This window comes from Mesorhizobium sp. M1A.T.Ca.IN.004.03.1.1, assembly GCF_003997555.1.
GTDB lineage: Bacteria > Pseudomonadota > Alphaproteobacteria > Rhizobiales > Rhizobiaceae > Mesorhizobium.
Window position 1 is genome coordinate 577,444 of record NZ_RZTV01000002.1, and the last position, 21,436, is coordinate 598,879.

A 21,436-nucleotide genomic window follows, 5' to 3' on the forward strand; every position below is an offset into this window, starting at 1 on the left:
CCGGCGATCAGTTCGAGAGCACAGGGCAGTTGGCGCCACGCCGCAGGCTGACGTGCGCTACGTCGCCGATGCTGAATCGAAAACCGTCGGCGCGGCGTGGGGCATCGATGACGATTGCAGTCCCCTGCCCCAGTTCGGCGTGAAGGCGCAGCGTGCGACCGTGGAAGACGATGCCACTCACCCGCGCCGGCGCGGTGCCTTCGGCGGCCTCGGTGGCCGCCACAAGATCCTCCGGACGAACGCCGATGGTTCGTGCGTCGCCGACAGCCGGTATCTCGCCGGTTTCCGGTATGGCCACCAGCGGCAGCTCGCCGGCGGTAAAGCGCAGCCGCTCGCCGTCGCGCCCGACAAAGCGTGACTGCAGGAGATTCATGGTGCCGATGAACGAGGCGACGAACCGCGTCGCCGGACGGTCGTAAAGCGTCGCGGGCGGCGCGATCTGCTCGATGCGACCCCTGTTCATGAGGGCGATGCGGTCGGAAATCGACAGCGCCTCGGTCTGGTCGTGCGTAACCATGACGAAGGTGGTGCCGAGCCGGGACTGCAGTCGCTTGAGCTCGACCTGCATCTGCTCGCGCAGATGCGCGTCGAGGGCCGACAGCGGCTCGTCGAGCAGGAGCACACGCGGCTCGCACACGATGGCGCGGGCGAGCGCAACGCGCTGGCGCTGACCGCCCGACAGTTCGGAGATGCGGGCGCGCAGCTTGTCGGCGAGCCCGACCATGTCAAGCGCCTGACCGACGCGCTTGGCCTGCTCGGTGCCGGACAGTTTGCGCAGCGAGAGGCCGAAGCCGACATTCGCCGCGACGTCCATATGCGGGAACAGCGCATAGTCCTGAAAGACGGTGTTGACCGGACGGTCGAAGGGCCTCAGACCGGTGATGTCACCGCCTTCGAGCAGCACGTTGCCGCTGGTCGGGCTCTCGAAGCCGGCGATGACGCGCAGGCTCGTCGTCTTGCCGCAGCCTGAGGGGCCGAGCAGGGTCAGGAACTCGCCCGCCGCAATGTCGAGATCGACCGCATCGAGCCCGACCACGCCGCCCGGGAAGACCTTCGAGACGTTCTCTAGACGAACGAGCGCGTCAGGCGCCATCGCGCACCTCGGAGGGTTTTGTCGTGTTGACCCACAGAATCTGGCAGCGCTCGGCGCCCGGATTGCGGAAGGCATGCAGCAGCGTGCTCTTGAAGCCAAAGCTGTCGCCGGCCTTCAGCACATAGGCCGTGGCGTCAACCACCAGCTCGACCTCGCCCGTCATCACGAAGCCGAATTCGTGGCCGGCATGGGCATAAGCCTCGGCGGTGCCGCCGCCGGCCTCGACCGTCACCAGCATTCCGGTGAGTGTGGCGGCGGGCGGCGACAGCAGCGCCTTGGCGATGCCCTCGGACTTGACCGGGATTGCGCGCCGCTTGTCGGCGCGCACGCAATAGAGGTCGTTGACCGCTTCATCGCCGTCGGCGATCAGGGCCGAGGGCTCGATGTCGAGGGCGGCGGCCAGCGGCCAGATCACCTTGACGCGCAGCGAGGACATGCCGCGCTCGATCTGGCTGAGCGCGCCGATCGATATGCCGGCCTTGGCGGCGAGCTCGGCCAGCGACAGCTTGCGCTCGAGCCTCAGCGCCCGCACGCGCCGGCCGACACGCACGTCGGCATCGTCCTTCGGTTTTGCTTCGTCAACAATGTCCATCAAATAGTCCTTGTTGTCTTTCCACCGGTGCGGCGCAGCGCCGCCAGGCCCCCCCTTCTCCCCTTGTGGGAGAAGGTGTCGCCGAACGCGACGGATGAGGGGTGCTCCAGCTTGGCAAAGACGGCGATCCGTCACGCACCCTAATCCGTCTCGGCGCTGCGCGCCGATCCACCTTCTCCCACAGGGGGAGAAGGCAAGTGCGCTCAGCCGCCGGCTTTCACCTTCTCGAACATCTTGGCGACGTCGTCGTTCTGCTTCATCGGTCCGGTGAAGATCGTGCTCTTCAGCATCACGTCGGGATCCGCCGGCAGCTGCAGCTTGTCCAGCTCGTCTTTCGACACGCCGGCGAAGGCGGTCGAAAGCGAGCTGCCATAGCCGTAGGACTGGATGAGGTACTTGCCCGAGTCGGCGTCGAGCCGGCTGTTGATGAAGTCATAGGCGAGATCGACATTCTTGGCGTCCTTCAGCATGACGAAGCCGCAGGCCCAGGTGAGCATGCCTTCCTTCGGCTTCATGAACTCGACCGGCACGCCCTGCTTCTTCAGCGATGTGGCCGACGCGTTCCAGGTCATGGCGGCGACCAACTGCCCGCTGGCCAGCGCCTGCTCGACCGAGGTCATGTCGGTGGTGTAGCTCGACAGCAGTGGCCGCTGCTCGCGCAGTTTCGCGGCGACCTTTTCCATCTGCTCCGGCGTCATGTCGAAGGGGTTTACGCCTGCCAGAAGTGCGGCGACGATCGGCGTGTCATGCACGGCGTCGATGGTCGCCATGCGGCCGGCATATTGCTTGTCCCACAGAAGGTTCCAGCTCGCCTCCGGGTTCTTGACCAGATCGGTGCGGTATAGGATCGAGGTGTTGCCCCAGTCCCACGGCACCATCCAGACCTTGCCGTCGCCGGCCTGCAGGTCGGGCAGGTTCTTGAACACCGGAAAGATCGAATCCCAGTTCTTGATGCGCTTGGTGTCGATCGGCTGCAGCAGGCCTTCCTTGTTCCAGCGCGCCACCTTGTCGTAGCAGGGATGGGCGATGTCGGGCCGGAAGCCGGCCTTGACCTTGGTGAAGGCATCGTCGTCATCGCCGAAGATCGTCGCCTCGACGCCGTCCGGATGCGCGGTGAGGAAGCTCTTGTTGAAGTCGGGCAGCTCGTAGCCCGACCAGGTGAAATATTGCAGCTTGTCGGCAGCCAAAACGACGGTCGACGACAGCGCCAGGGCGAGTGCGGCTAGGCCTGCGCGGGCTTTGTATCCCGTGATCGATTTCAGGTGGACTGTCATTTTCGTTCTCCTCTTTCTTTGTTGTGGTTCAGGCTGGATTGCGGCGCGCGGCGCCGAGGCCGCGATGGCGCAGGATCTCGGCGAGGGTGGCGATGACGAAGGACACGGCCAGGATCACCGTTCCGAGCGCCATCACCGTCGGCAGCGAACGCGGGAAGCGCAGTTGGCTCCAAATGTAGAGCGGCAGCGTCGGCTCGGTGCCGGCGAGGAAGAAGACGACGATGAACTCGTCGAAGGAGGTCAGGAAGGCGAGCATGAAGGCCGACAGCACCGCCGGCAGGCTGAGCGGAAGCATGACGCGCCGGAACGTTGTCCAGTCCGACGACCCAAGGTCGAGCGCCGCCTCGCGAATGGTCTTTGGGATCGCGGCGAATCGACTGCGCATCACCACCACCGTCGTCGGCAGCGCCACCAGGATATGGCCGAGCACGATTGCAACGCGCGACGGGCCGAGGCCAATGAGATTGACCAGGATCAAGAGCGAGATGCCGACGATGACGCCGGGGATCAGGATCGGCAGCCGGGCTATGGCACTGATCGTAGCCGCGAGCGGCGAGCGGCCGTAAAGGTCCATATAGGAAACGGTGATGCCGCAAAGCGTTGCCCCCGAGGCAGCAACGACACCGATGACGAGACTGTTGGCCAAAGCGCCGGACAGCACCGGATTGCCGTAGAGGGTCTCGTACCAACCGAGCGTGAAGCCCTGCAGCGGAAACGCCGCCTGGATGGAATCGTTGAAGGAAAACAGCGGGATCAAAAGGATAGGCAGATAGAGGAAGACGAGATAGGCAAGCACATAGAGGCCGAGCCAGCGACCGCCCGCATTTGCCTCTTTGCGCGCCGCGCTCATGTGCGGCTGCCAAACCGGCGGTCGGCGCCGCGCGCGACCAGGACCACGCACAGGATGACCAGCATGACGCAGACCGACAGGGCCGCGCCGAACGGCCAGTCATTGGCCTTGCCGAATTGCGACTGGATCAGCGTGCCGATCATGGTGCTGGCCGGGCCGCCGACCATAGCCGGCGTGACATAGTCGCCGACGGTCGGCACGAAGACGACGAGAGCCGCCGCCAGCACGCCCGGCATCGAATTGGGCAGCACGACGCGGCGGAACGACGTGAACGGGCGCGCGCCGAGATCGGAGGCGGCTTCGAGCAGCGATTTCGGGATGGTATCCAGCGCCACGTAGATGGGCAGGATGGCGAAAGGCGCGTAGGCGTGCGCAAGCGTCACCACCACCGCCGCCGGCGTGTTGAGGAAGGCGAGCGTCGGCTCCGACCAGAGGCCGCTTTCGATGAAAGCCGAGTTCAGGACGCCGTTATAGGCAAGCACGATCTTCCAGGCAAAGACGCGCAAAAGGTAGCTGGTCCAGAACGGCAGCGTGACCAGGAAGAGCAGCAGGTTGCGCCGACGGCCGGCATGGAAGGCGAGGTAGTAGGCGACCGGATATGCAGTAGCGACGGTGGCGAGCGTCACCAGGCCGGCGATGACCAGCGAGCGCAGCGTCACCGTCCAGTAGAGCGGATCGGTGGCCACAGTTACGAAGTTTGCCGCCGTCAAGCCGGCGCCGAGCAGCGAGCCGTCATTGCTCCTGAAGGCAAGGAAGAGCACAAGGCCGAGGGCAAAGAGGATGAGGAAGAAGGTGACCAGCCCGCCGGGCAACAGCATGGCAAAGCGGAAGACCGGCGAGATGCGGGTTTCCGGCGATGGCCGCGCTGCAACGATGGTGGACATCTGCTAGCTGCCCATCGGATTTTGAAATCCGCCAATGATTTTTCATATTCCTGAAACTGTCAAGCTAAATCGGTGATGCGCTGCACGCGTTCAACTCAGCGCTCGAAGGCATCCAGCATCCGATACCAGGCGATGGTGGCGGCAACGCCGACCTGGCGGAAGGCGTGGAGCGGGATCGGCCGGATCGGCGACAGCGGGAAAGGCAATTGACTGACATCGCCGGTCGCGAGGTAACCCGCCATGCGCTTGCCCAGCGCGCTCATCAGCCCGACGCCCCTGCCCTGGCAACCGACCACGGCGAGCAGGCCCTTCTCCGGCTCATGCAGGTGCGGAAGATGATCCGGGGTCATCGCCACACGGCCGAACCAGCGCTTTTCGACGGCGATGCCGGCAAGCGCCGGATAGAGGCGCAGCAGCGCGCGTTCGCAATGCGCCCAGTCGGCCGCGCTTGAAGGCAGGGCCATGCGGCCGCGTCCACCCAACACCATCCGGCCATCAGGGCCCTTGCGGTAATAGACCAAGATGCGGCGGGAATCGGAAACGGCTTGCCCCCCGGGCAGGATGCTTGCCGCAAGCTCGGCCGGCAGCGGCGCCGTGGCGATCTGGAAGGAATGCAGAGGCACAATCGTCCCGGCAAGCCCGGGGAGCAGGCCGTCCGTATAGGCGTTGGTGGCGAGCACGACCGCCTTCGCGCGCAGTTCGGCGCCGCCTTGCGTGGAGACCCGCCAGACGCCCGCTTCCTTGGTGAGCCTCACCACCCGCTGCTGTTCGGCGATCCCGACGCCGACGTCCGAGGCGACGCGGGCAAGCTCGAGCGTGTAGGACAGCGGATCGATGACGCCGGCGCGGCGGTCGAGCCAGCCGCCAAGATAGCCCTTGGCGCCGGTCATCGCGGCGATCTCGGCTCGGTCGAGCAGCTTGACGTCGGCGCCGCGAGCCCGCCATTGCCGATCCCGGTTCGCCGCCGCCTTCAATGCGGTCTCGGTGTGCGCGGCCTGGATCCAACCGTTCCGCGTGAACGGCACCGCAAGCTTCTCGTCACGGATCACGTCGAACACCGCGTCGGCCGTCGAGGCGGCGAAGTCGACCAGGGCCTCGCCGCGCTCCTTGCCAAAGTGCTCGATCAGCCATTCGGGATCATATTTGAGGCCGGGAATGACCTGGCCGCCGTTCAAGCCCGACGCGCCCTGCCCGATCGCGCCGGCATCCAGCACCTGGACGGAAAGACCGGCGCGGGCCGCGTGCAAGGCGGTCGACAGACCCATGATGCCGCCGCCGACGATCACCGCGTCGAGCGTGCCGTCGCTCGACAGCTCGGACTGCAACGCCGGAGCTGTTGGGGGCTTTTGCCAGATCGGATCGGAAAAGGCTGCGGGCAATTGGTCACCTGAGGCGCTGGAGGCTCGTGAAAATCCTATTGCTGATTTCATGAGCTTGAAAGGGGACCCGATGGGCCAGTCGGCGCTTGGCTATGTGACAGCATGCCATTGGCTCATAACCTCGCCATCGATGGGATAGACGTTTGCCTTAAATCCGGGGAAAGTGACGCGCGACAATCGAGAGGACAGAAGACCATGACCGATTTAACCCGCCTCCCTGGCGACGGCCTTTTCGTCGGCCGCGCCAGGATCAGCGAAGCCTCCCATCCGCTGGTGGTCACGGTGCGCGCAGGCGAGGTCATCGACATCACGTCGAGCGCGGCGCCTACCGTGCGCGACCTCTGCGAGCTGAAGGACCCGGCCGCCTACGTGCGCTCGGCCCGGGCCAAGGCGATCGGCACACTGGAAGACATCGCAGCCAACAGCTTCGAGTCTCAGCGCGACGCCAAGAAGCCGATCCTGCTCTCCCCCGTCGACCTGCAGGCGGTGAAGGCTTCCGGCGTCACCTTCGTCGTCAGCCTGCTCGAGCGCGTCATCGAGGAGCAGGCGCGCGGCTCCGCGGAAAAGGCCGACGCCATCCGCGCCGACATCGCCTGGCTGATCGGCCATGATCTCTCCAAGCTCAAGCCAGGGTCGCCGGAAGCGATGGAGATCAAGGCCAAGCTGATCCAGCGCGGCGCCTGGTCGCAATATCTGGAAGTGGGCATCGGCCCCGATGCCGAGATCTTCACCAAATGCCAGCCGATGGCCTCCGTCGGCTTCGGCGCCGATGTCGGGCTGCATCCGGTCTCCACCTGGAACAATCCGGAGCCGGAGATCGCGATGATCGCCGACAGCTCGGGCCGCATCGTCGGCGCCACGCTCGGCAACGATGTCAATCTGCGCGATGTCGAAGGACGCTCGGCGCTGCTGCTCGGCAAGGCCAAGGACAACAATGCTTCCGCCTCGCTTGGACCTTTCATCCGGCTCTTCGACGAGACCTTTTCCATCGCCGACGTGAAGCGCGCCACGGTGCGGCTAAGCGTCGAGGGCGAGGACGGTTTTTCGCTGGAGGGCGCAAGCTCGATGGCCGAGATCAGCCGCTCGCCGGAAGAGCTGGTCAGAGCCGCGATGGGACCGCATCACCAATACCCGGACGGGCTGGCGCTCTATCTCGGCACCATGTTCGTGCCGTCGAAGGATCGCGGCGAAAAGGGCAAGGGCTTCACCCACAAGGTCGGCGACATCGTCACCATCTCGTCGGAAAAGTTGGGCGCGCTGACCAACCGGGTGCGCCTGTCGCCCGACTGCCCGCCCTGGACCTACGGCGCCAGCCACCTGATGCGCGATCTCGCCAGAGCCGGTCTGATCTAGCAGCGGATCACAACGGCATACGCTTGCTCATCACTGGAGGCTGATGAGCGCAGCGGCGTTTGCCGGGAAAATATCACGGTAACTGATGCAATCTGATGGGATTGCTGATGGCGTGCGGAGCTGTGCCAACATCCATTGACGATCGAGGCTTGCCAGCGGCCGAAAAAGGGAATGCTCTAGAGGCGTCCGGTCGGCGCGGGCAGGAAGATGCGACCCTTGAGGACCGCATCGCGCCTGATGTGGAGGTGGTTTTCAACATGGGAGGAAATCGATGCTTTCGAGGCTGAGACTGTTCGTGCTTGGCTTGATCGCGGCAATCGCCATTCCGGCGATTGCCGAGGCCAAGACCTTCTACTGGATTTCGCATGGCGGGCCGGCCGATCCGGTCTGGACCTACTTCCTGGCCGGTGCCAAGCAATGGGCGACCGACACCGGCAACAAGGTGAACACCTCGTTCCACAATGGCGACGTTGCCTCGCAGCAGGAGGCTGTTCGCGCCGCCATCTCGGCCAAGGCCGACGGCATCGTCACCACCAGCCCCGATCCGGGCAGCCTCGTCGAGATCGTCAAGGAGGCCCGTGCGGCCAACATTCCGATCATCAACTTCAACACGCCCGACCCGAAGGCCAACTTCAACGCCTATGTCGGCGGCGACAACGTCACCTTCGGCAAGCACTGGGCGCAGTATCTGGTCGACAAGGGCCTGGTGAAGAAGGGCGACTTCGTATGGATGCCGGTGGAGGTGCCCGGCGCCACCTATGGCGTGCAGGAAGAGGAAGGCATCAAGAGCGTGTTCGAGCCGCTCGGCATCACCTATGAGGTGACCGAGGCGACGCTCGACCAGGCCGAAGTGATCAACCGCATGGTCGACTATCTCACCGCCCACAAGGGCAAGGTGAAGGCGATCATCGGCCTCGGCGACCTCGTCACAGGCTCGGTCAAGCGCGTCTTCGACCAAGTCGGCGTCAAGCCGGGCGAGATCCCCGTTGTCGGCTGGGGCAACTCGCTCGACACCACCCAGGAAGTGCTGAACGGCTATGTCAACGCCGCGCAGTGGCAGGACCCGCAGGCGACCAGCTACATCGCACTTTCGATGGCGGCGATGGCGTCTGCCGGCATTCCTCCGGGCTTCAACGTCATCACCGGCGCGCTCTATGAAAAGGATACTGCCGGCGTTTATGACAAGATCCTGTCCGGCAAGTAATTGCTGACATTAACGGTCGCGGCTTTCGGGCCGCGATCGCTTCCTGGACCGTCGAGTCCTGACTGATCGCAGCGGGCTCGCCAATCATTCACATCGCGGGCCCAATGGAAAACCGTTCCTTCATCCAAAGTTTCATCGCGCGGCCGGAATTCGGGCCGTTGGTGCTGCTGATCGTCGAACTCGTCATCTTCTGGGGCATCAATCCGGATTTCCTGTCGCCGCAGAACATCTCGAACATCCTCGCCTTCACCGTCGAGCTTGGGCTGATCGCGCTGGCGATGACCTTGCTGATGACGTCGGGCGAATTCGACCTGTCGGTCGGCTCGTTGTTCGGCTTCTCGCCGGTGCTGATGTGGACGCTGTTCAACGGCGGGGTCACCTCGCTGGAGATGGGCTTAGCCATCGCGCTGGTGGTCGCGGCCTTGATCGGGCTTGTCAATGGCTGGTTCGTCACGCAGCTCAAGATCCCGTCCTTCCTGGTCACGCTCGGGATGCTGCTCGTCGTGCGCGGCACCGCGCTTTTCGTCACCGATGGCTTTCCGCAGCGCACCTGGAGCGCCGAAGGCAGCTGGCTTGCGGACATCCTGGTCGGCGACTTCTACATCGGCCCGTTCCGCGTCTATGCCTCGCTGTTCTGGTTCATCGGCGCCGCGATCGCGCTCGGTTATGTGCTGACGCAAAGCCGCACCGGCAACTGGATCCAGGCGGCCGGCGGCAATCCCAACGCGGCGCGCGCCCGCGGCGTCAATGTCAGCCGGGTCAAGATCGGCCTGTTCATCCTGTCGGCGGTGATGGCCTCGCTCGCCGGTGTGATCTCGTCGCTGCGCACTTCGGCTGCCAATCCGAACAGCGGCACCGGCTACGAGCTCGAGGTCATCGCCATGGTGGTCATCGGCGGCACGGCGCTGACCGGCGGCCGCGGCACCATTATCGGCACGGTGCTCGGCATCCTGATCCTGCGCGTCATGCGCAACGGCATCGTGCTGATCGGCGTTCCGGGACTTGCCTACAACATCTTCATTGGCGCGATCATCCTCGGGATGATGGCGCTGCACTCATGGCTCGAACGCCGGCACCAGGCAGGGACTTGAAGACGATGGCCGAGCCTCTGATCCGCATGACGAACATCCGCAAGTCCTACGGGCGCGTACAGGCGCTGGTGGACGCCAACTTCCACGTCAACGAAAAGGAGATTGTCGGCCTGCTCGGCGACAACGGCGCCGGCAAGTCGACGCTGATCAAGGTGCTGTCGGGCGCGGTGCCGCTCACCAGCGGCGACATTTTCGTGCGCGGCAAGAAGGTGAATTTCCGCAGCACCAGCGACGCGATCGCTGAGGGCATCGAGACGATCTATCAGGACTCCGCGCTCGTCACGCAGCTGTCGATCGCCCGCAACCTGTTCCTGGGGCGCGAGCCGATCAAACCGCCGCGTTTCCTCAATCGCATGGACCAGGAGGCGATGAACACGGTGGCACGCGACCTGCTCAAGCAGGTCGGCATCTCCAAAAACATCCCGCCGACGACGCCGATCGGCTCGCTGTCGGGCGGCGAGCGGCAAGCAGTGGCGATCGCGCGCGCCATGCATTTCGACAGCGACCTCATCATCCTCGACGAGCCGACCAACAATCTCGGCGTTGCCGAGACGCAAGGGGTGTTGAGCTTCGTGCGCGGCGCCCGCGATTCCGGCCACTCCTGCATCTTCATCGCACACAACATCCACCATGTCTTCCAGGTCGTCGACCGCATCGTGGTGATGCGCCGCGGCAAGGTGGTGGCCGATGATATCGATCCGAAGAAGACCACCGTGGCGGACGTCGAACGCGTCATCACCGGCATGTCGGACAAGGAGATCCGCGATGCGATTTCCGACGGCCCGCAGCCGCATGGCTGATTTGGCCTGACCTTGATTTTTGACTGGGGCTCGATCCTATCCCATGACCGGACCCATGAAAGCGACCGTAGCCGACATCGCCAGAAGCTGCGGCCTGTCGACCGCGACGGTCGACCGGGTGCTCAACAACAGGCCGGGCGCAAGCGCGGCCAACCGGCAGCGCGTCTTGGAGGCGGCAAAGCAGCTCGGCTATCTGCCGACGCTCGATCAAGTCGTGCTGCCGTCGAAGCCGGCGCATCTCGAATTCTTCCTGCCGATCGGCAGCAACGCCTTCATGGCCGACCTTGCCCATCATATCGAGGACTTTGCAGGGCGCCTGCCGCTGGTCGCCTCCTGCCGCATCCACAATCTCGCCGGGATCTCGCCGGGCGCGCTGCAGGGCGCGATCGAGAACCTCTCGCTCAAGGCCAACGGCGTTGGCGTCATCGCCGTCGACCATCCACGCACGCGCAACATTTTGCGCGAGCTGGTCGAGGCCGGCATTCGGCTGGTCACGCTGGTTTCCGATGTGCCCGCGGCCCCTCGCTCGGCGTATGTCGGCATCGACAACCGGGTTGCCGGACGCACGGCGGCGCTGCTGATGGGCCGCTTCCTTGGCGGCCGGATCGGGCACCTCGCGATGGTCGTTGGCTCGCGCTCCTACCGCGGCCACGAGGAGCGCGAGATGGGTTTCCGCTCGGTGCTCGCAGAAGAGTTCCCCAATCTCACCGTCTCCAGCGCCGTCGAGATCAACGACGAGCCCGACGCCAGCTACAGCGCGACCATGAAGGCCTTGCACAACGAACCGGAACTGCTCGGCATCTACTGCGTCGGCGCCGGACGCTCCGGCGTGGCCAAGGCGTTGCTCGAGGCCAAGCCGCGCAGAAAGCCCGTCTTCATCTGCCATGACCTGACCAGGGAAACGCGCCGCTACCTCGTCGACGATCTCGCCGACGTGGTCATCGACCAGAACGCCCGGCTGATTGCCGAGCAAGCAGTGATCCGCCTGCTCGGCTCGATCGCCTCGTCGGCGCCGTACCTGACCAAGAAATTCATCGAGCCCCGGCTGATCATGAAGGAAAACGTGCCGGTGCAGTAGGCGCGAATGGCATCATGCCGTCGCCTCACTGATTTGTCAGACGATTGATCCGGCAAATCTGCACACCAGCTATGCACGTTTCGCAGTTGCCGAATGGTTGGGCAAATCGTAATTATTGCCGCGTCGGATGTCTTCCTCCTCCCAGACACCGGCGCTGAATGCGGTGCTCCTCCTCCCGCGCCGTATTCGAAATCGAAGCCCGCTGCCTCCTCCTCCCGGCAGCGGGCTTTTTCTTTGCCTGCACTTAGGCGGAGCGCCCCTCACCCGGATATTGCCGAGTCGAATTGCCTTGCAATTCGAGCAATCCGAACTCTCCTGGGGAGAGAGGAGACGGGTCAGCGCCGGCGCTAGCCTGGCCGCGAAGCGGCCGCATCAGGGGAAGCCGCCTTCAGCGTGCCCGGAACGAGGCGATCAGGCTCTCGGCCATGCGCACGAACTGCGCGCTCGGGCCCTCGGCGCCAACGCTCTGCATCGAGACGCGCGCGCCTTCGAGCAACAGCGACAGCGTATCGGCGAGCAACTCGGCCTGGCCGATGCCGGCATCGCGGCAGAGCGCAACCAGCTTCTCGCGCTGGGCTTCCTTCAGTTCCTTGATGACGCGCCGTGCCGGGTGATTGGTCTCGGTGAGCTCTACGGCGGCATTGGCCATGTCGCAGCCGCGACTGTCGGCGCTGAGCAGCTCTGAAGCCTTGCGGACCCAGGCATGCAACTGCGCGAGCTTGTCGCCGGGATGCTCGGCCTCGAACTCGTCCCATATCCTTGAAGCCTTCGCCGCCGTGGCGCGCAGGCATTCGATGATCAGATCGTCCTTGGATTCGAAGTGACGATAGAGCGTCATCTTGTTGGTGCCGGCAGCCTCCGTGATGGCGTCGACGCCGACGCCCTTGATCCCGTGCTTGTGGAACATGTCCTGCGCCGTTTCCAGGATGCGATCCCGGGGGCGGGAACGTTCCGCAACGCCGTCAGTCATCATGCTCTCCTTTCGTCGTTTCCAAAAAAACCGAGGTCACCTCTTGACTAGGGTGTTACCGGTCTGTAACTTTCAGATGTTACTTACTGGTAACACCTATATCACTCCCCGTCAAACGACAAGGCCCACCGATAGCCCTGCCAGAGTGAGATAGGACAGAAAACCTGCCTGTCATGCGGCTTCGGCCGGTGAAAACGAGAAAAAAGCGGTCCGTGATTATCTGATGCGGGCCGCAGCAAGGAGCCGCTCCTATGCAAAAGCGCAAAGACCTGACGATCGACGAAGCCATCCGGGATCCGATGATCCGGCTGGTGATGAAGGCTGATGGGGTCGATCCCAACGCCTTCGAACGGATGCTGCGCTCGCGCGCCGCGGAACAGGCGCCGGACGATGTCCTGCCATCCTTTTTGGAGGATTCCGGCTCCGTCCGGGCCCGGCGCCTGCGCCATTTTGCAAAACCGTTCGGCGAGGCATCCGCGTCATGGTGAACTTCTTCATCCACCGCCCGATCTTCGCATCGGCGATCGCCATCATCATGGTGCTCGCCGGTGCGATCGCCTATTTCCTGCTGCCGGTCTCGCAGTTCCCTGACATCACGCCCCCGCAGGTCGTGGTCAGCGCCCATTATCCAGGCGCCAGCGCGCAGGTGGTGGCCGATACGGTCACCACGCCGCTGGAGCAGCAGATCAACGGCGTGCAAGGCATGACCTATATGTCGTCGACGAGCTCGAATGACGGCTCCTCGACCATCACCATCACATTCGACGTCGGCTATCCGCTGAGCACCGCGGCCGTCGACGTCCAGAACCGCGTCTCGCAGGCCGCATCCTCCCTGCCGGCCATCGTCAACCAGGGCGGCGTCACGATCAAGAAGCAGAACCCGAACTTCGTTCTGATCGTCGACCTCACCTCGCCCGACGGCTCGGTCGATCCGGTGGCGCTGAGCAACCTCGCCTATCTCCAGGTCGTCGATCCGCTGAAGCGGCTGCCTGGCGTCGGCGACGTGCAGATCTTCGGTGAACGGCGCTATTCGATGCGCGTCTGGCTCGATCCGGACAAACTGGCCAATCTCGGCATCACCGCCGTCGATGTGCAGAACGCCATTTCCGAGCAGAACGTGCAGGTGGCGGCGGGCAAGATCGGCCAAACGCCGGCGCCGGCCGGCACCGCCTTCGAGATGCAGGTCAATGCGGTCGGCCGTTTGAGCGACCCGAAGGAATTCGGCGACATCGTCGTGCGCGCCAACTCGCAGAACGGCTCGCTCGTGCGTCTGCGCGACGTCGCCCGCATCGAGCTCGGCGCGCTGCAATATTCGTCATCGGCCTTCTTCGGCAAGGACCCGACCGTGGTGCTCGCCGTCTACCAGATGCCCGGCTCCAACGCGCTTGACCTGCAGCAGCGGGTCAAGGACAAGATGCAGGAATTGTCGGCGCGCTTCCCGAAGGGCGTCCACTACGCCATGCACTACGATACGACGCGCTTCGTCTCGGCCTCGATGCATGACGTGCTGATCACGCTCGGCGAAGCGCTGGTGCTGGTGGTGGCTGTCGTCTTTATCTTCCTGCAGAGCTGGCGCACCACCATCATCCCGACCATCGCCATCCCGGTGTCGTTGATCGCGACGCTGGCGGTGATGTACATGCTGGGCTTCTCGCTCAATATGCTCTCGCTGCTCGGCATGGTGCTGGCGATCGGCCTTGTCGTCGACGACGCCATCGTCGTGGTCGAGAACGTCGAGCGACAGCTGGAGGCCGGCCTCAAGCCGCTCGCCGCGACGCGCGCGGCGATGGCCGAAGTGACTGGCCCAATCATCGCCACCACCGCGGTGCTGATGGCGGTGTTCATCCCGGTCGCCTTCATTCCCGGCGTTTCGGGACGGCTCTACAACCAGTTCGCGCTTACCGTTGCGATCTCGGTCGGCATCTCCGCCTTCAACTCGCTGACGCTGAGCCCGGCGCTGAGCGCCGCGTTCCTGCGCCATCGCGGCGAAACGCAGTTCGTGCTGTTCCGCTGGTTCAATGCCGGCTTCGACTGGCTGTCGCATGCCTACGCGCATGGCGTGCGCATTCTGATCCGGCTGCGCTGGGCCATGCTCGGCCTGTTCGCGGCGGGCTTGGTCGCCACCTATTTCGTCTGGCAGAAGCTGCCCTCGACCTTCCTTCCGGTGGAGGACCAGGGTTATTTCTTCGTCGTCATCCAGTTGCCGGACGGCGCTTCGCTGGAGCGCACCGACGCGGTGGCGCAGAAGGCGCGCGACATCCTGCAGAACACGCCCGGCGTCGACATCGTCGGCTCGATCAGCGGCCTGAACTTCCTCACCAGCGCCGCGCAATCGAACTCGGCGGTGGAGTTCGCCATCCTGAAGCCGTGGGACGAACGCGGGCCCGACCAGAACGCATCGAAGCTGGTCGCCGAGGTGCGCAACAAGTTGCTGCAGATACCGGAGGCGTTTGCGCTCTCATTCGATCCACCCTCGATCCCGGGCCTCGGCACGACCGGCGGCTTCGAATTCCAGGTGGAAGACCTTTCGGGCCGCGGCAGCGCCGCGCTCAACGAGGTCACGCAGGCGCTGATCGCGGAAGCACGCAAGCAGCCGGAGCTCAATCCGCAGCAGCTGTTCTCGTCCTTCTCGACCTCGACGCCGCAGTTCAACTACGACCTCGACCGCAGCAAGGCGAAGCTGCTCGGCCTCAACCTGCCCGACGTGTTCAACACGCTGCAGATCTATCTCGGCTCCCTCTACGTCAACGACTTCAACCTTTTCGGCCGCACGTTCCGGGTGACGATCCAGGCCGACAAGGACGCGCGCGGAAACGCGAACGACATCTCGCGCCTCTACGTGCGCAATGCGTCCGGCGGGATGGTGCCGCTGAGCACACTGGGCAAGCTGGTGCCGATCGTCGGTCCCGAGACCGTGCCGCATTACAACAACAATGCATCCGCCCTCATCAACGGCGGCGCGGCTCCCGGCTTCTCGTCCGGCCAAGCGGTGGCGGCCATGGAGCGGGCGGCGGCAAACGTGCTGCCGCGGGACTTCGGCTATGAATGGACCGGCATCACCTATCAGGAGCTCCAGGCCGGATCGATCGCCTCGATCGTGTTCGGCCTGGCGATCGTGTTCGTCTTCCTGATCCTGGCGGCGCAGTATGAAAGCTGGGCTATGCCCTTCATGGTGCTACTCGCCGTGCCGCTCGCTTTGTTCGGCGCCTTCGTCGTGCTCTTGCTGCGCGGCATGCAGATCGACGTCTACTCTCAGATCGGTTTCGTCATGCTGATCGGCCTGGCGGCGAAGAACGCGATCCTGATCGTCGAGTTCGCCCGACGGCGCCGCGAGGAAGGCCTGACCATCGTCGAGGCGGCGATGGAAGCCGCGCGGCTGAGGCTGCGGCCGATCCTGATGACGGCCTTCGCCTTCATCCTCGGCGTGCTGCCGCTGATGTTCGCGACCGGCGCGGGCGCCGCCAGCCGGCAGTCGATCGGCACCACCGTCTTCGGCGGCATGGTGGCGGCGACGATCCTGTCGCTGGTCTTCGTGCCGGTCTTCTACGCGGTGATCGAGAAGCTGCGCGAGCGCGGCGGCGAGAGCGAACCTGCCGCGGGGCCTCACCATGCCCCGCACCAACAAGAGATTGAACCGACCGCCGAGCCCGTCCGGCTCGCCCAGGCGGCCGAATAGGATTGGAGACCAACATGCGTAAATGGAAAATCGCTTTGGGAACGGCGGTCGCGCTGGGCGCAATCTCGGTGGCAAGCGTGCACCTGCTCGACATGGGCAATCTCAGCCTCAGCGCCAGCACTGCGGGCGCGGCACCTGCGCCCAAGGCGTTCGTCATGCCGGTCCCGGTGGTCAACGTCGTCAAGAAGACGCTGCCGATCTATCTCGACTACGCCGCGCGCGTCGAGCCGATCCGCAACATCACCCTGCAGGCGCGCGTGCCGGGCTATCTGCAGGAGCAGACGGCGCAGGACGGCAGCGACGTCAAGCAGGGCGACCTGCTTTACCGGATCGCGCCCGAGGACTACCAGGCAGCGCTCGACCAGGCGAAGGCGCAGGTGCAGCGCGACGCGGCAGCGCTCGATTACGCGCGGTCCAACCTCGGCCGTGGCACCGACCTTGCCAAGGCCGGGTACCTCGCCAAGGACAGCTTCGACCAGCGCACCAGCAACTTGCGCACGGCCGAAGCCGCCCTTGCGGTCGACCAGGCGGCGGTGCGGACGGCCGAGCTCAATCTCGGCTATGCCGAGATCAAGGCACCGTTCTCCGGGCGGATCGGCCGCAACCAAGCCTCGGTCGGCACCCTGGTGAGCGTCGCCGGCACGGTTCTCAACACGCTGGTGCAGCTCGACCCGATCTACGTCACCTTCAATCCGAGCGAGACCGACCTCGTCCAGATCGAGCAGGCGAAGGCCAACGGTCCGATTGCGGTCGACGTGCTGTTGCCCGGCGAGACCGAGCCCAGCCAGAAGGGCCAGCTCACCTTCATCGACAACACGATCGATCATTCGACCGGCACGATCACGGCGCGGGCAACGATCGGCAACGCCAAGTTCGCGCTGCTGCCCGGGCAGTATGTGCGCGTGCGGCTGCATGTGAAGCAGCAGCCCAATACGCTGATGGTGCCGCAGGTGGCGCTGGGTTCCAGCCAGCTCGGCAAATACCTGTACGTCCTCGGCAAAGACAACACTGTAGACCAGAAGCTGGTGTCGCTCGGCCCGACCGACGGCGATCTGATTTCCGTCACCTCAGGCATCTCCGAGACCGACCAGGTGATCACCGGCAATTTGCAGAAGATCGGACCCGGAATGCCGGTTTCTCCCTTGCCGGAAACGAAACCGGCCAGCTGATAATCCCCCATCAGTCCCGGTCCGACGGCGCCCTCGACACCCACATCGAGGGCGCCGTTTTGTTTGCGCGCCCGCCATCCGCGAAAAAAACGATAGCCACCCTCTTGTTGGATTGTCGACAATCTGCTTGTCTTGCAGTCGGTTCATCCGGAGTGGCCCACATGTCAAAGCTGGATTTCAGTCCGATCGCGGATACGACGCGCAGGGCCGAGATCGTCGCGCTGCTCAGGCGCGCCATTCTGACCGGCCAGCTGGAGCCTGGGCAGAAGCTCAACGAACTCCGCATTTCCGAGCAGATGCGGGTAAGCCGCGCGCCGCTGCGCGAGGCGATGCGCGAGCTGGTGCAGGAAGGTATCCTGACCAGCATTCCCTATGCCGGAACCTTCGTTGTCGACGTCAGCGCCAAGGACATCGTCGACGCCTATTCCCTCAACAAGGTGCTCGACGACTTCGCCATCGAGCTCGCCTGGCCGCAGCGCGACCAGCGTTTCTTCGACGAGCTCGACCGCCGCCATGAAGCGGTGAAGCAGGCGACCCGGGCGCTCGACACCACGCGCCAGATCGAGACGGCGCTGCAGCTGCACGGGCTGGTCTATGAGTGGGCCGACAATTCGGTGCTGCTCGAAACCTGGCAGCGGCTGACCAGCCGGCTGCAAATGTATTTCGCCCTGCACCAGCGTGCGCGGAACGAGCCGGTGCCGGCCGAGGACCTGCACGAAACCTATGTGGCGCTGCTCAAGGGCACGGACATGCGCGCCGCCCAGCGCCATGCCCGCGAGCATATCGACAACGATTTCGAAGCGCTTCTTGCCTATGCGCGCAGCCTCGAAAAGCGCGCATCGAAGGGCGCCTGACAAACCCGCGGACAAACGGATACAAACGTGAAGATCAAGAGCATAAAAGCCTACCATGTCGTGCAGCCCTTCGTGGACGGGCCCTACCGCATGTCCAAGGGCCGGGTCGCCGACTGTTTCGATGCGGTGATCGTCGCCATCACTTCCGACACAGGCGTGACCGGCTGGGGCGAGATGGCGCCACTCGGCAATTTCTACTCGGCCGCGTTTCCGGCGGGAACGCGCGCGGGCGTGCCGGAGATCGCGCCGCATCTCATCGGCCATGACCCGCGCGGGCTGGCCGGCATCGGCAGGTTGATGGACACGGTGTTCAAGGGCCATCCCTACGTCAAAGCCGCGCTTGACATGGCTTGCTGGGATCTCGCCGCCCGTGCGGCCGACGTGCCGTTGGTAGCGATGCTCGGCGGCCGCGAGAGCGAGACGGCGGAACTTTACCGGGTCGTGACCCACGGCACGGTCGACCAGATGGCGGCACTTGCCAAGCGCATCGTTGCCGAAGGCTACCATCGGCTGCAGGTCAAGGTCGGCGGCAATGTCCGTGACGACATCGAGCGCGTGAGCGCCGTCGCATCAGCCGTGCCGAAGGGCACGGTGATCTTCTGCGACGCCAATGCCGGCTGGACGCCCTACCAGGCGCGCCAGTTCACCGATGCCACGCGCGGCATCGACTACACATTCGAACAGCCCTGCACGACGATCGAGGAGAACATGTCGGTGCGCCGCATGCTCGACAAGCCGATGGTGCTCGACGAATCCGTCACATCGCTGGGTGAGATGCTGGAAATCCATCGCCTAGGCGCAGCCGATGGGCTGACGCTGAAGATCTCGCGCCTCGGCGGCGTGACGCAGACGCGGCTGATCCGCGACGTCGCCGTCGATCTCGGTTTCATGATCACCGTCGAAGACACCGGCGGCGCGGAGATCGACACCGCCGCGATGGCGCATCTGTCGCTGTCGACGCCGGAAGAGCGCCGTCTGCATGCGATCGCCTTCCACGAATGGGTGACAGTGCGCACCGCCTCCAACAAGCCGCCGGTCGCGGGCAGCCGCATGGGCATTCCCGACGGCCCCGGACTCGGCATCGACGTGGTGCCGGACCTGCTCGGCAAGCCCTTCTTCGAGATCGGCTGAGATGAAGATCGGGAGCAGCGCGGCAACGCCGATCGCGCTAGCAGGCTTTTCGCTGACCTGAACTGGGAGATCGCCAAAAGGAAAGGAGACCGGCAAACCGAATCGAGGCGGCCACGATTTCGATCGGGGGCTGCACGCCGGAGCTAGGCATGCATCAAGAAAATCTGACCTTTCCGCTTCAAGGAGCGGATGGACCAGACCAAACTGCATGTTACAGTTCGTTCGACTGAATTCTTGACGATGGCCGGGACCGGAGAACTCCACGGAACGTCGTCAACCGGAATGCACTCGCCAACCACAAGAACTGGGGAAAGGGTTTAGACCCATGAGCAAGAACTACCGCGTCCTCGATCTCATCCGGCGCAACCGCACGCCGCTTGAAAATCACCTCATCGACGGCCTCATCGACGGCCGCGTCAGCCGCCGCGATTTCGTGCGCCACGGCAGCCTGCTCGGCCTGTCGCTGCTGCTTCTCGGCCGCATCGGCATGGCCGCCGGCTTCGGCGCCGCGCCCTCGCTTGCCCGCGCCCAGGGCGCGCCGGGCGCCACCATCCGCGTCGGCAGCAGCGTGCCGGCCGCCGCGATCGACCCGGTCACCATCGCCGACGCCGGCGGCCTGCTCGTCATGCAGCAGGTCGCCGAATTCCTCTGCGTCGACGGCCCCGATCTGGTGCTCAAGCCGGCACTGGCCGAAAGCTGGAAGCCGAATGCCGATGGCTCGGTGTGGACGTTCACGCTGCGCAAGGGCGTCAAGTTCCACTCAGGCGGCGAGATGAAGGCCGAGGACGTGGTGGCCAGCATCGACCGGCTTGCCGATCCCGCCAACTCCTCCAACGCGCTGTCGGTGTTCAGCGGCATCCTCTCGAAGGGCGCCAGCAAGAAGGTCGACGAATACACGGTGGAATTCCATCTCGACGCGCCGAACGGCAACTTCCCCTATATGCTGTCGTCCGACAACTACAACGCCGTCATCATCCCGGCGAGCTACAAGGGCGATTACGAAAAGAGCTTCGACGGCACCGGGCCGTTCAAGCTGGAGAAGTACACGCCCAAAGTCGGCGCCTCCTTCGTTCGCAATGAGAACTACTGGGGCGAAAAGGCCCTGCCGGAGCGCACCGAATTCACCTTCTTCACCGATATCCAGCCTCAGATCCTGGCGCTGCAGGGCGGCCAGATCGACATCATCAATCAGATGCCGGTGCTGGCGGGCGTCGCCGTCCTCAACGATCCGAACGTCAACGTCATCAGCCTGAAATCGTCGGCGCATCAGCAACTGCATCTGCGCTGCGACGACGGTCCGATGAAGGACCCGCGGGTACGCCGCGCCATCGCGCTCAGCATCGATCGCAAGAAGTTGGTCGCCGGCCTGATGAAAGGGCGCGCCCAGGAGGGCAATGACAGCCCGTTCGCCGGGGTCTATCCGTCGACGGACACCAGCGTGCCGCAGCGCGAGCAGGACATCGCGCAGGCCAAGCAGCTGATGGAGGCGGCCGGCGCCGGCAAGGGGTTCAAAATAACGCTGACCACCGAGCGCTATCTGGAAATCCCCGAGTACGCGCAGCTGATCCAGAACTGGGTCAAGGAGATCGGCATCGAGCTCGAGCTCAACATCCTCGATCAGAGCGCCTATTACGGCGATGCGGTGTTCGGCAAATCGAACTGGCTGGATTCGGTGATGGGCATCACCGACTACGGCCACCGCGGCGTGCCGAACGTCTATCTCGCGGCGCCATTGAAGAGCGAAGGCACCTGGAATGCCGCGCATTTCAAGAACAAGGACTATGACCAGCTGGCGACGAGCTATATCGCTGCCCTCGACCTCGAGGCGCAGAAGGCTGCAGCCGGCAAGATCCAGAAGCTGCTGCTCGAGGAAACGCCGGTGATCTTCGGCTATTTCTACGACTACCTGACTGCGACGGCGAAAGGCGTGGCGGGCGTGCAGCCCACCGCCATGTCGCAGCTGTTCCTCGAAAAGGCTTCGAAAGCCTGACGCGAGGGAGCAAGCTTATCCCTGACAGCCGGCTCTCGATGGAGAGCC

Annotated in this window: 18 protein-coding genes; 11 read left to right on the forward strand and 7 right to left on the reverse strand. The window is 64.4% G+C overall.

The window, feature by feature from the left end; genetic code table 11:
• Positions 1 to 7 precede the first annotated feature (7 nt).
• From EOD29_RS08740 to EOD29_RS08765, 6 genes are all read right to left on the reverse strand, one after another.
• Positions 8 to 1,093, reverse strand: coding sequence for an ABC transporter ATP-binding protein (locus EOD29_RS08740; RefSeq protein ID WP_127246455.1), 1,086 nt, complete (start codon positions 1,091 to 1,093; stop codon positions 8 to 10).
• Positions 1,083 to 1,685 (reverse strand): cupin domain-containing protein, encoded by a 603-nt coding sequence (locus EOD29_RS08745; RefSeq protein WP_066988889.1) that lies wholly within the window; start codon positions 1,683 to 1,685, stop codon positions 1,083 to 1,085. Before EOD29_RS08745 ends, EOD29_RS08740 begins: the two co-directional genes overlap by 11 nt.
• 203 nt (positions 1,686 to 1,888) lie before the next feature.
• Positions 1,889 to 2,959 (reverse strand): ABC transporter substrate-binding protein, encoded by a 1,071-nt coding sequence (locus tag EOD29_RS08750; protein WP_127246456.1) that lies wholly within the window; start codon positions 2,957 to 2,959, stop codon positions 1,889 to 1,891.
• A gap of 28 nt (positions 2,960 to 2,987) precedes the next feature.
• Entirely contained in the window at positions 2,988 to 3,809 is an 822-nt protein-coding gene (locus EOD29_RS08755) for an ABC transporter permease (protein WP_127246457.1), read from the reverse strand.
• A complete protein-coding gene (locus EOD29_RS08760) occupies positions 3,806 to 4,693 on the reverse strand; it encodes an ABC transporter permease (RefSeq protein WP_095776234.1) in 888 nt (295 codons plus the stop codon). Before EOD29_RS08760 ends, EOD29_RS08755 begins: the two co-directional genes overlap by 4 nt.
• A 95-nt stretch (positions 4,694 to 4,788) precedes the next feature.
• Entirely contained in the window at positions 4,789 to 6,072 is a 1,284-nt protein-coding gene (locus EOD29_RS08765; RefSeq protein ID WP_127246458.1) for an FAD-dependent oxidoreductase, read from the reverse strand.
• Between the two features lie 195 nt (positions 6,073 to 6,267).
• Here EOD29_RS08765 and EOD29_RS08770 point away from each other — a divergent pair, with 195 nt between their 5' ends.
• The 5 genes from EOD29_RS08770 to EOD29_RS08790 all read left to right on the forward strand — a co-directional run bounded on the left by EOD29_RS08770 (position 6,268) and on the right by EOD29_RS08790 (position 11,598).
• Positions 6,268 to 7,425, forward strand: a complete 1,158-nt coding sequence (locus EOD29_RS08770) for a fumarylacetoacetate hydrolase family protein (RefSeq protein ID WP_127246459.1) — start codon at positions 6,268 to 6,270, stop codon at positions 7,423 to 7,425.
• A gap of 271 nt (positions 7,426 to 7,696) precedes the next feature.
• Positions 7,697 to 8,629 (forward strand): substrate-binding domain-containing protein, encoded by a 933-nt coding sequence (locus tag EOD29_RS08775; RefSeq protein WP_067327783.1) that lies wholly within the window; start codon positions 7,697 to 7,699, stop codon positions 8,627 to 8,629.
• Between the two features lie 104 nt (positions 8,630 to 8,733).
• Positions 8,734 to 9,720 carry an ABC transporter permease gene (locus EOD29_RS08780; protein WP_067327782.1) on the forward strand — a complete coding sequence of 329 codons (987 nt, stop codon included), beginning with the start codon at positions 8,734 to 8,736 and terminating at the stop codon, positions 9,718 to 9,720.
• Positions 9,721 to 9,725: 5 nt separating this feature from the next.
• Positions 9,726 to 10,520, forward strand: coding sequence for an ATP-binding cassette domain-containing protein (locus EOD29_RS08785; protein ID WP_127246460.1), 795 nt, complete (start codon positions 9,726 to 9,728; stop codon positions 10,518 to 10,520).
• Positions 10,521 to 10,575: 55 nt separating this feature from the next.
• The gene (locus EOD29_RS08790) at positions 10,576 to 11,598 is read left to right on the forward strand and encodes a LacI family DNA-binding transcriptional regulator (protein WP_067327781.1); all 1,023 of its coding nucleotides are present in this window, start codon (positions 10,576 to 10,578) and stop codon (positions 11,596 to 11,598) included.
• A 388-nt stretch (positions 11,599 to 11,986) separates the two neighbouring features.
• Here EOD29_RS08790 and EOD29_RS08800 read toward each other — a convergent pair whose 3' ends face one another.
• Positions 11,987 to 12,568, reverse strand: a complete 582-nt coding sequence (locus EOD29_RS08800) for a TetR/AcrR family transcriptional regulator (protein ID WP_095823937.1) — start codon at positions 12,566 to 12,568, stop codon at positions 11,987 to 11,989.
• 251 nt (positions 12,569 to 12,819) lie between these two features.
• Between EOD29_RS08800 and EOD29_RS08805 the strand changes: the two genes are divergently transcribed.
• From EOD29_RS08805 to EOD29_RS08830, 6 genes are all read left to right on the forward strand, one after another.
• The gene (locus tag EOD29_RS08805) at positions 12,820 to 13,056 is read left to right on the forward strand and encodes a hypothetical protein (RefSeq protein WP_095800937.1); all 237 of its coding nucleotides are present in this window, start codon (positions 12,820 to 12,822) and stop codon (positions 13,054 to 13,056) included.
• Positions 13,050 to 16,244 (forward strand): multidrug efflux RND transporter permease subunit, encoded by a 3,195-nt coding sequence (locus EOD29_RS08810; protein ID WP_127246461.1) that lies wholly within the window; start codon positions 13,050 to 13,052, stop codon positions 16,242 to 16,244. The genes EOD29_RS08805 and EOD29_RS08810 overlap by 7 nt, the downstream gene beginning before the upstream one ends.
• A gap of 14 nt (positions 16,245 to 16,258) precedes the next feature.
• Entirely contained in the window at positions 16,259 to 17,413 is a 1,155-nt protein-coding gene (locus tag EOD29_RS08815) for an efflux RND transporter periplasmic adaptor subunit (RefSeq protein WP_095823938.1), read from the forward strand.
• A 161-nt stretch (positions 17,414 to 17,574) separates the two neighbouring features.
• Positions 17,575 to 18,267 carry a GntR family transcriptional regulator gene (locus EOD29_RS08820; RefSeq protein WP_127246462.1) on the forward strand — a complete coding sequence of 231 codons (693 nt, stop codon included), beginning with the start codon at positions 17,575 to 17,577 and terminating at the stop codon, positions 18,265 to 18,267.
• A gap of 27 nt (positions 18,268 to 18,294) precedes the next feature.
• Entirely contained in the window at positions 18,295 to 19,398 is a 1,104-nt protein-coding gene (locus EOD29_RS08825) for a mandelate racemase/muconate lactonizing enzyme family protein (protein ID WP_127246463.1), read from the forward strand.
• A gap of 325 nt (positions 19,399 to 19,723) precedes the next feature.
• A complete protein-coding gene (locus EOD29_RS08830; RefSeq protein ID WP_127246464.1) occupies positions 19,724 to 21,388 on the forward strand; it encodes an ABC transporter substrate-binding protein in 1,665 nt (554 codons plus the stop codon).
• Positions 21,389 to 21,436: the final 48 nt, after the last annotated feature.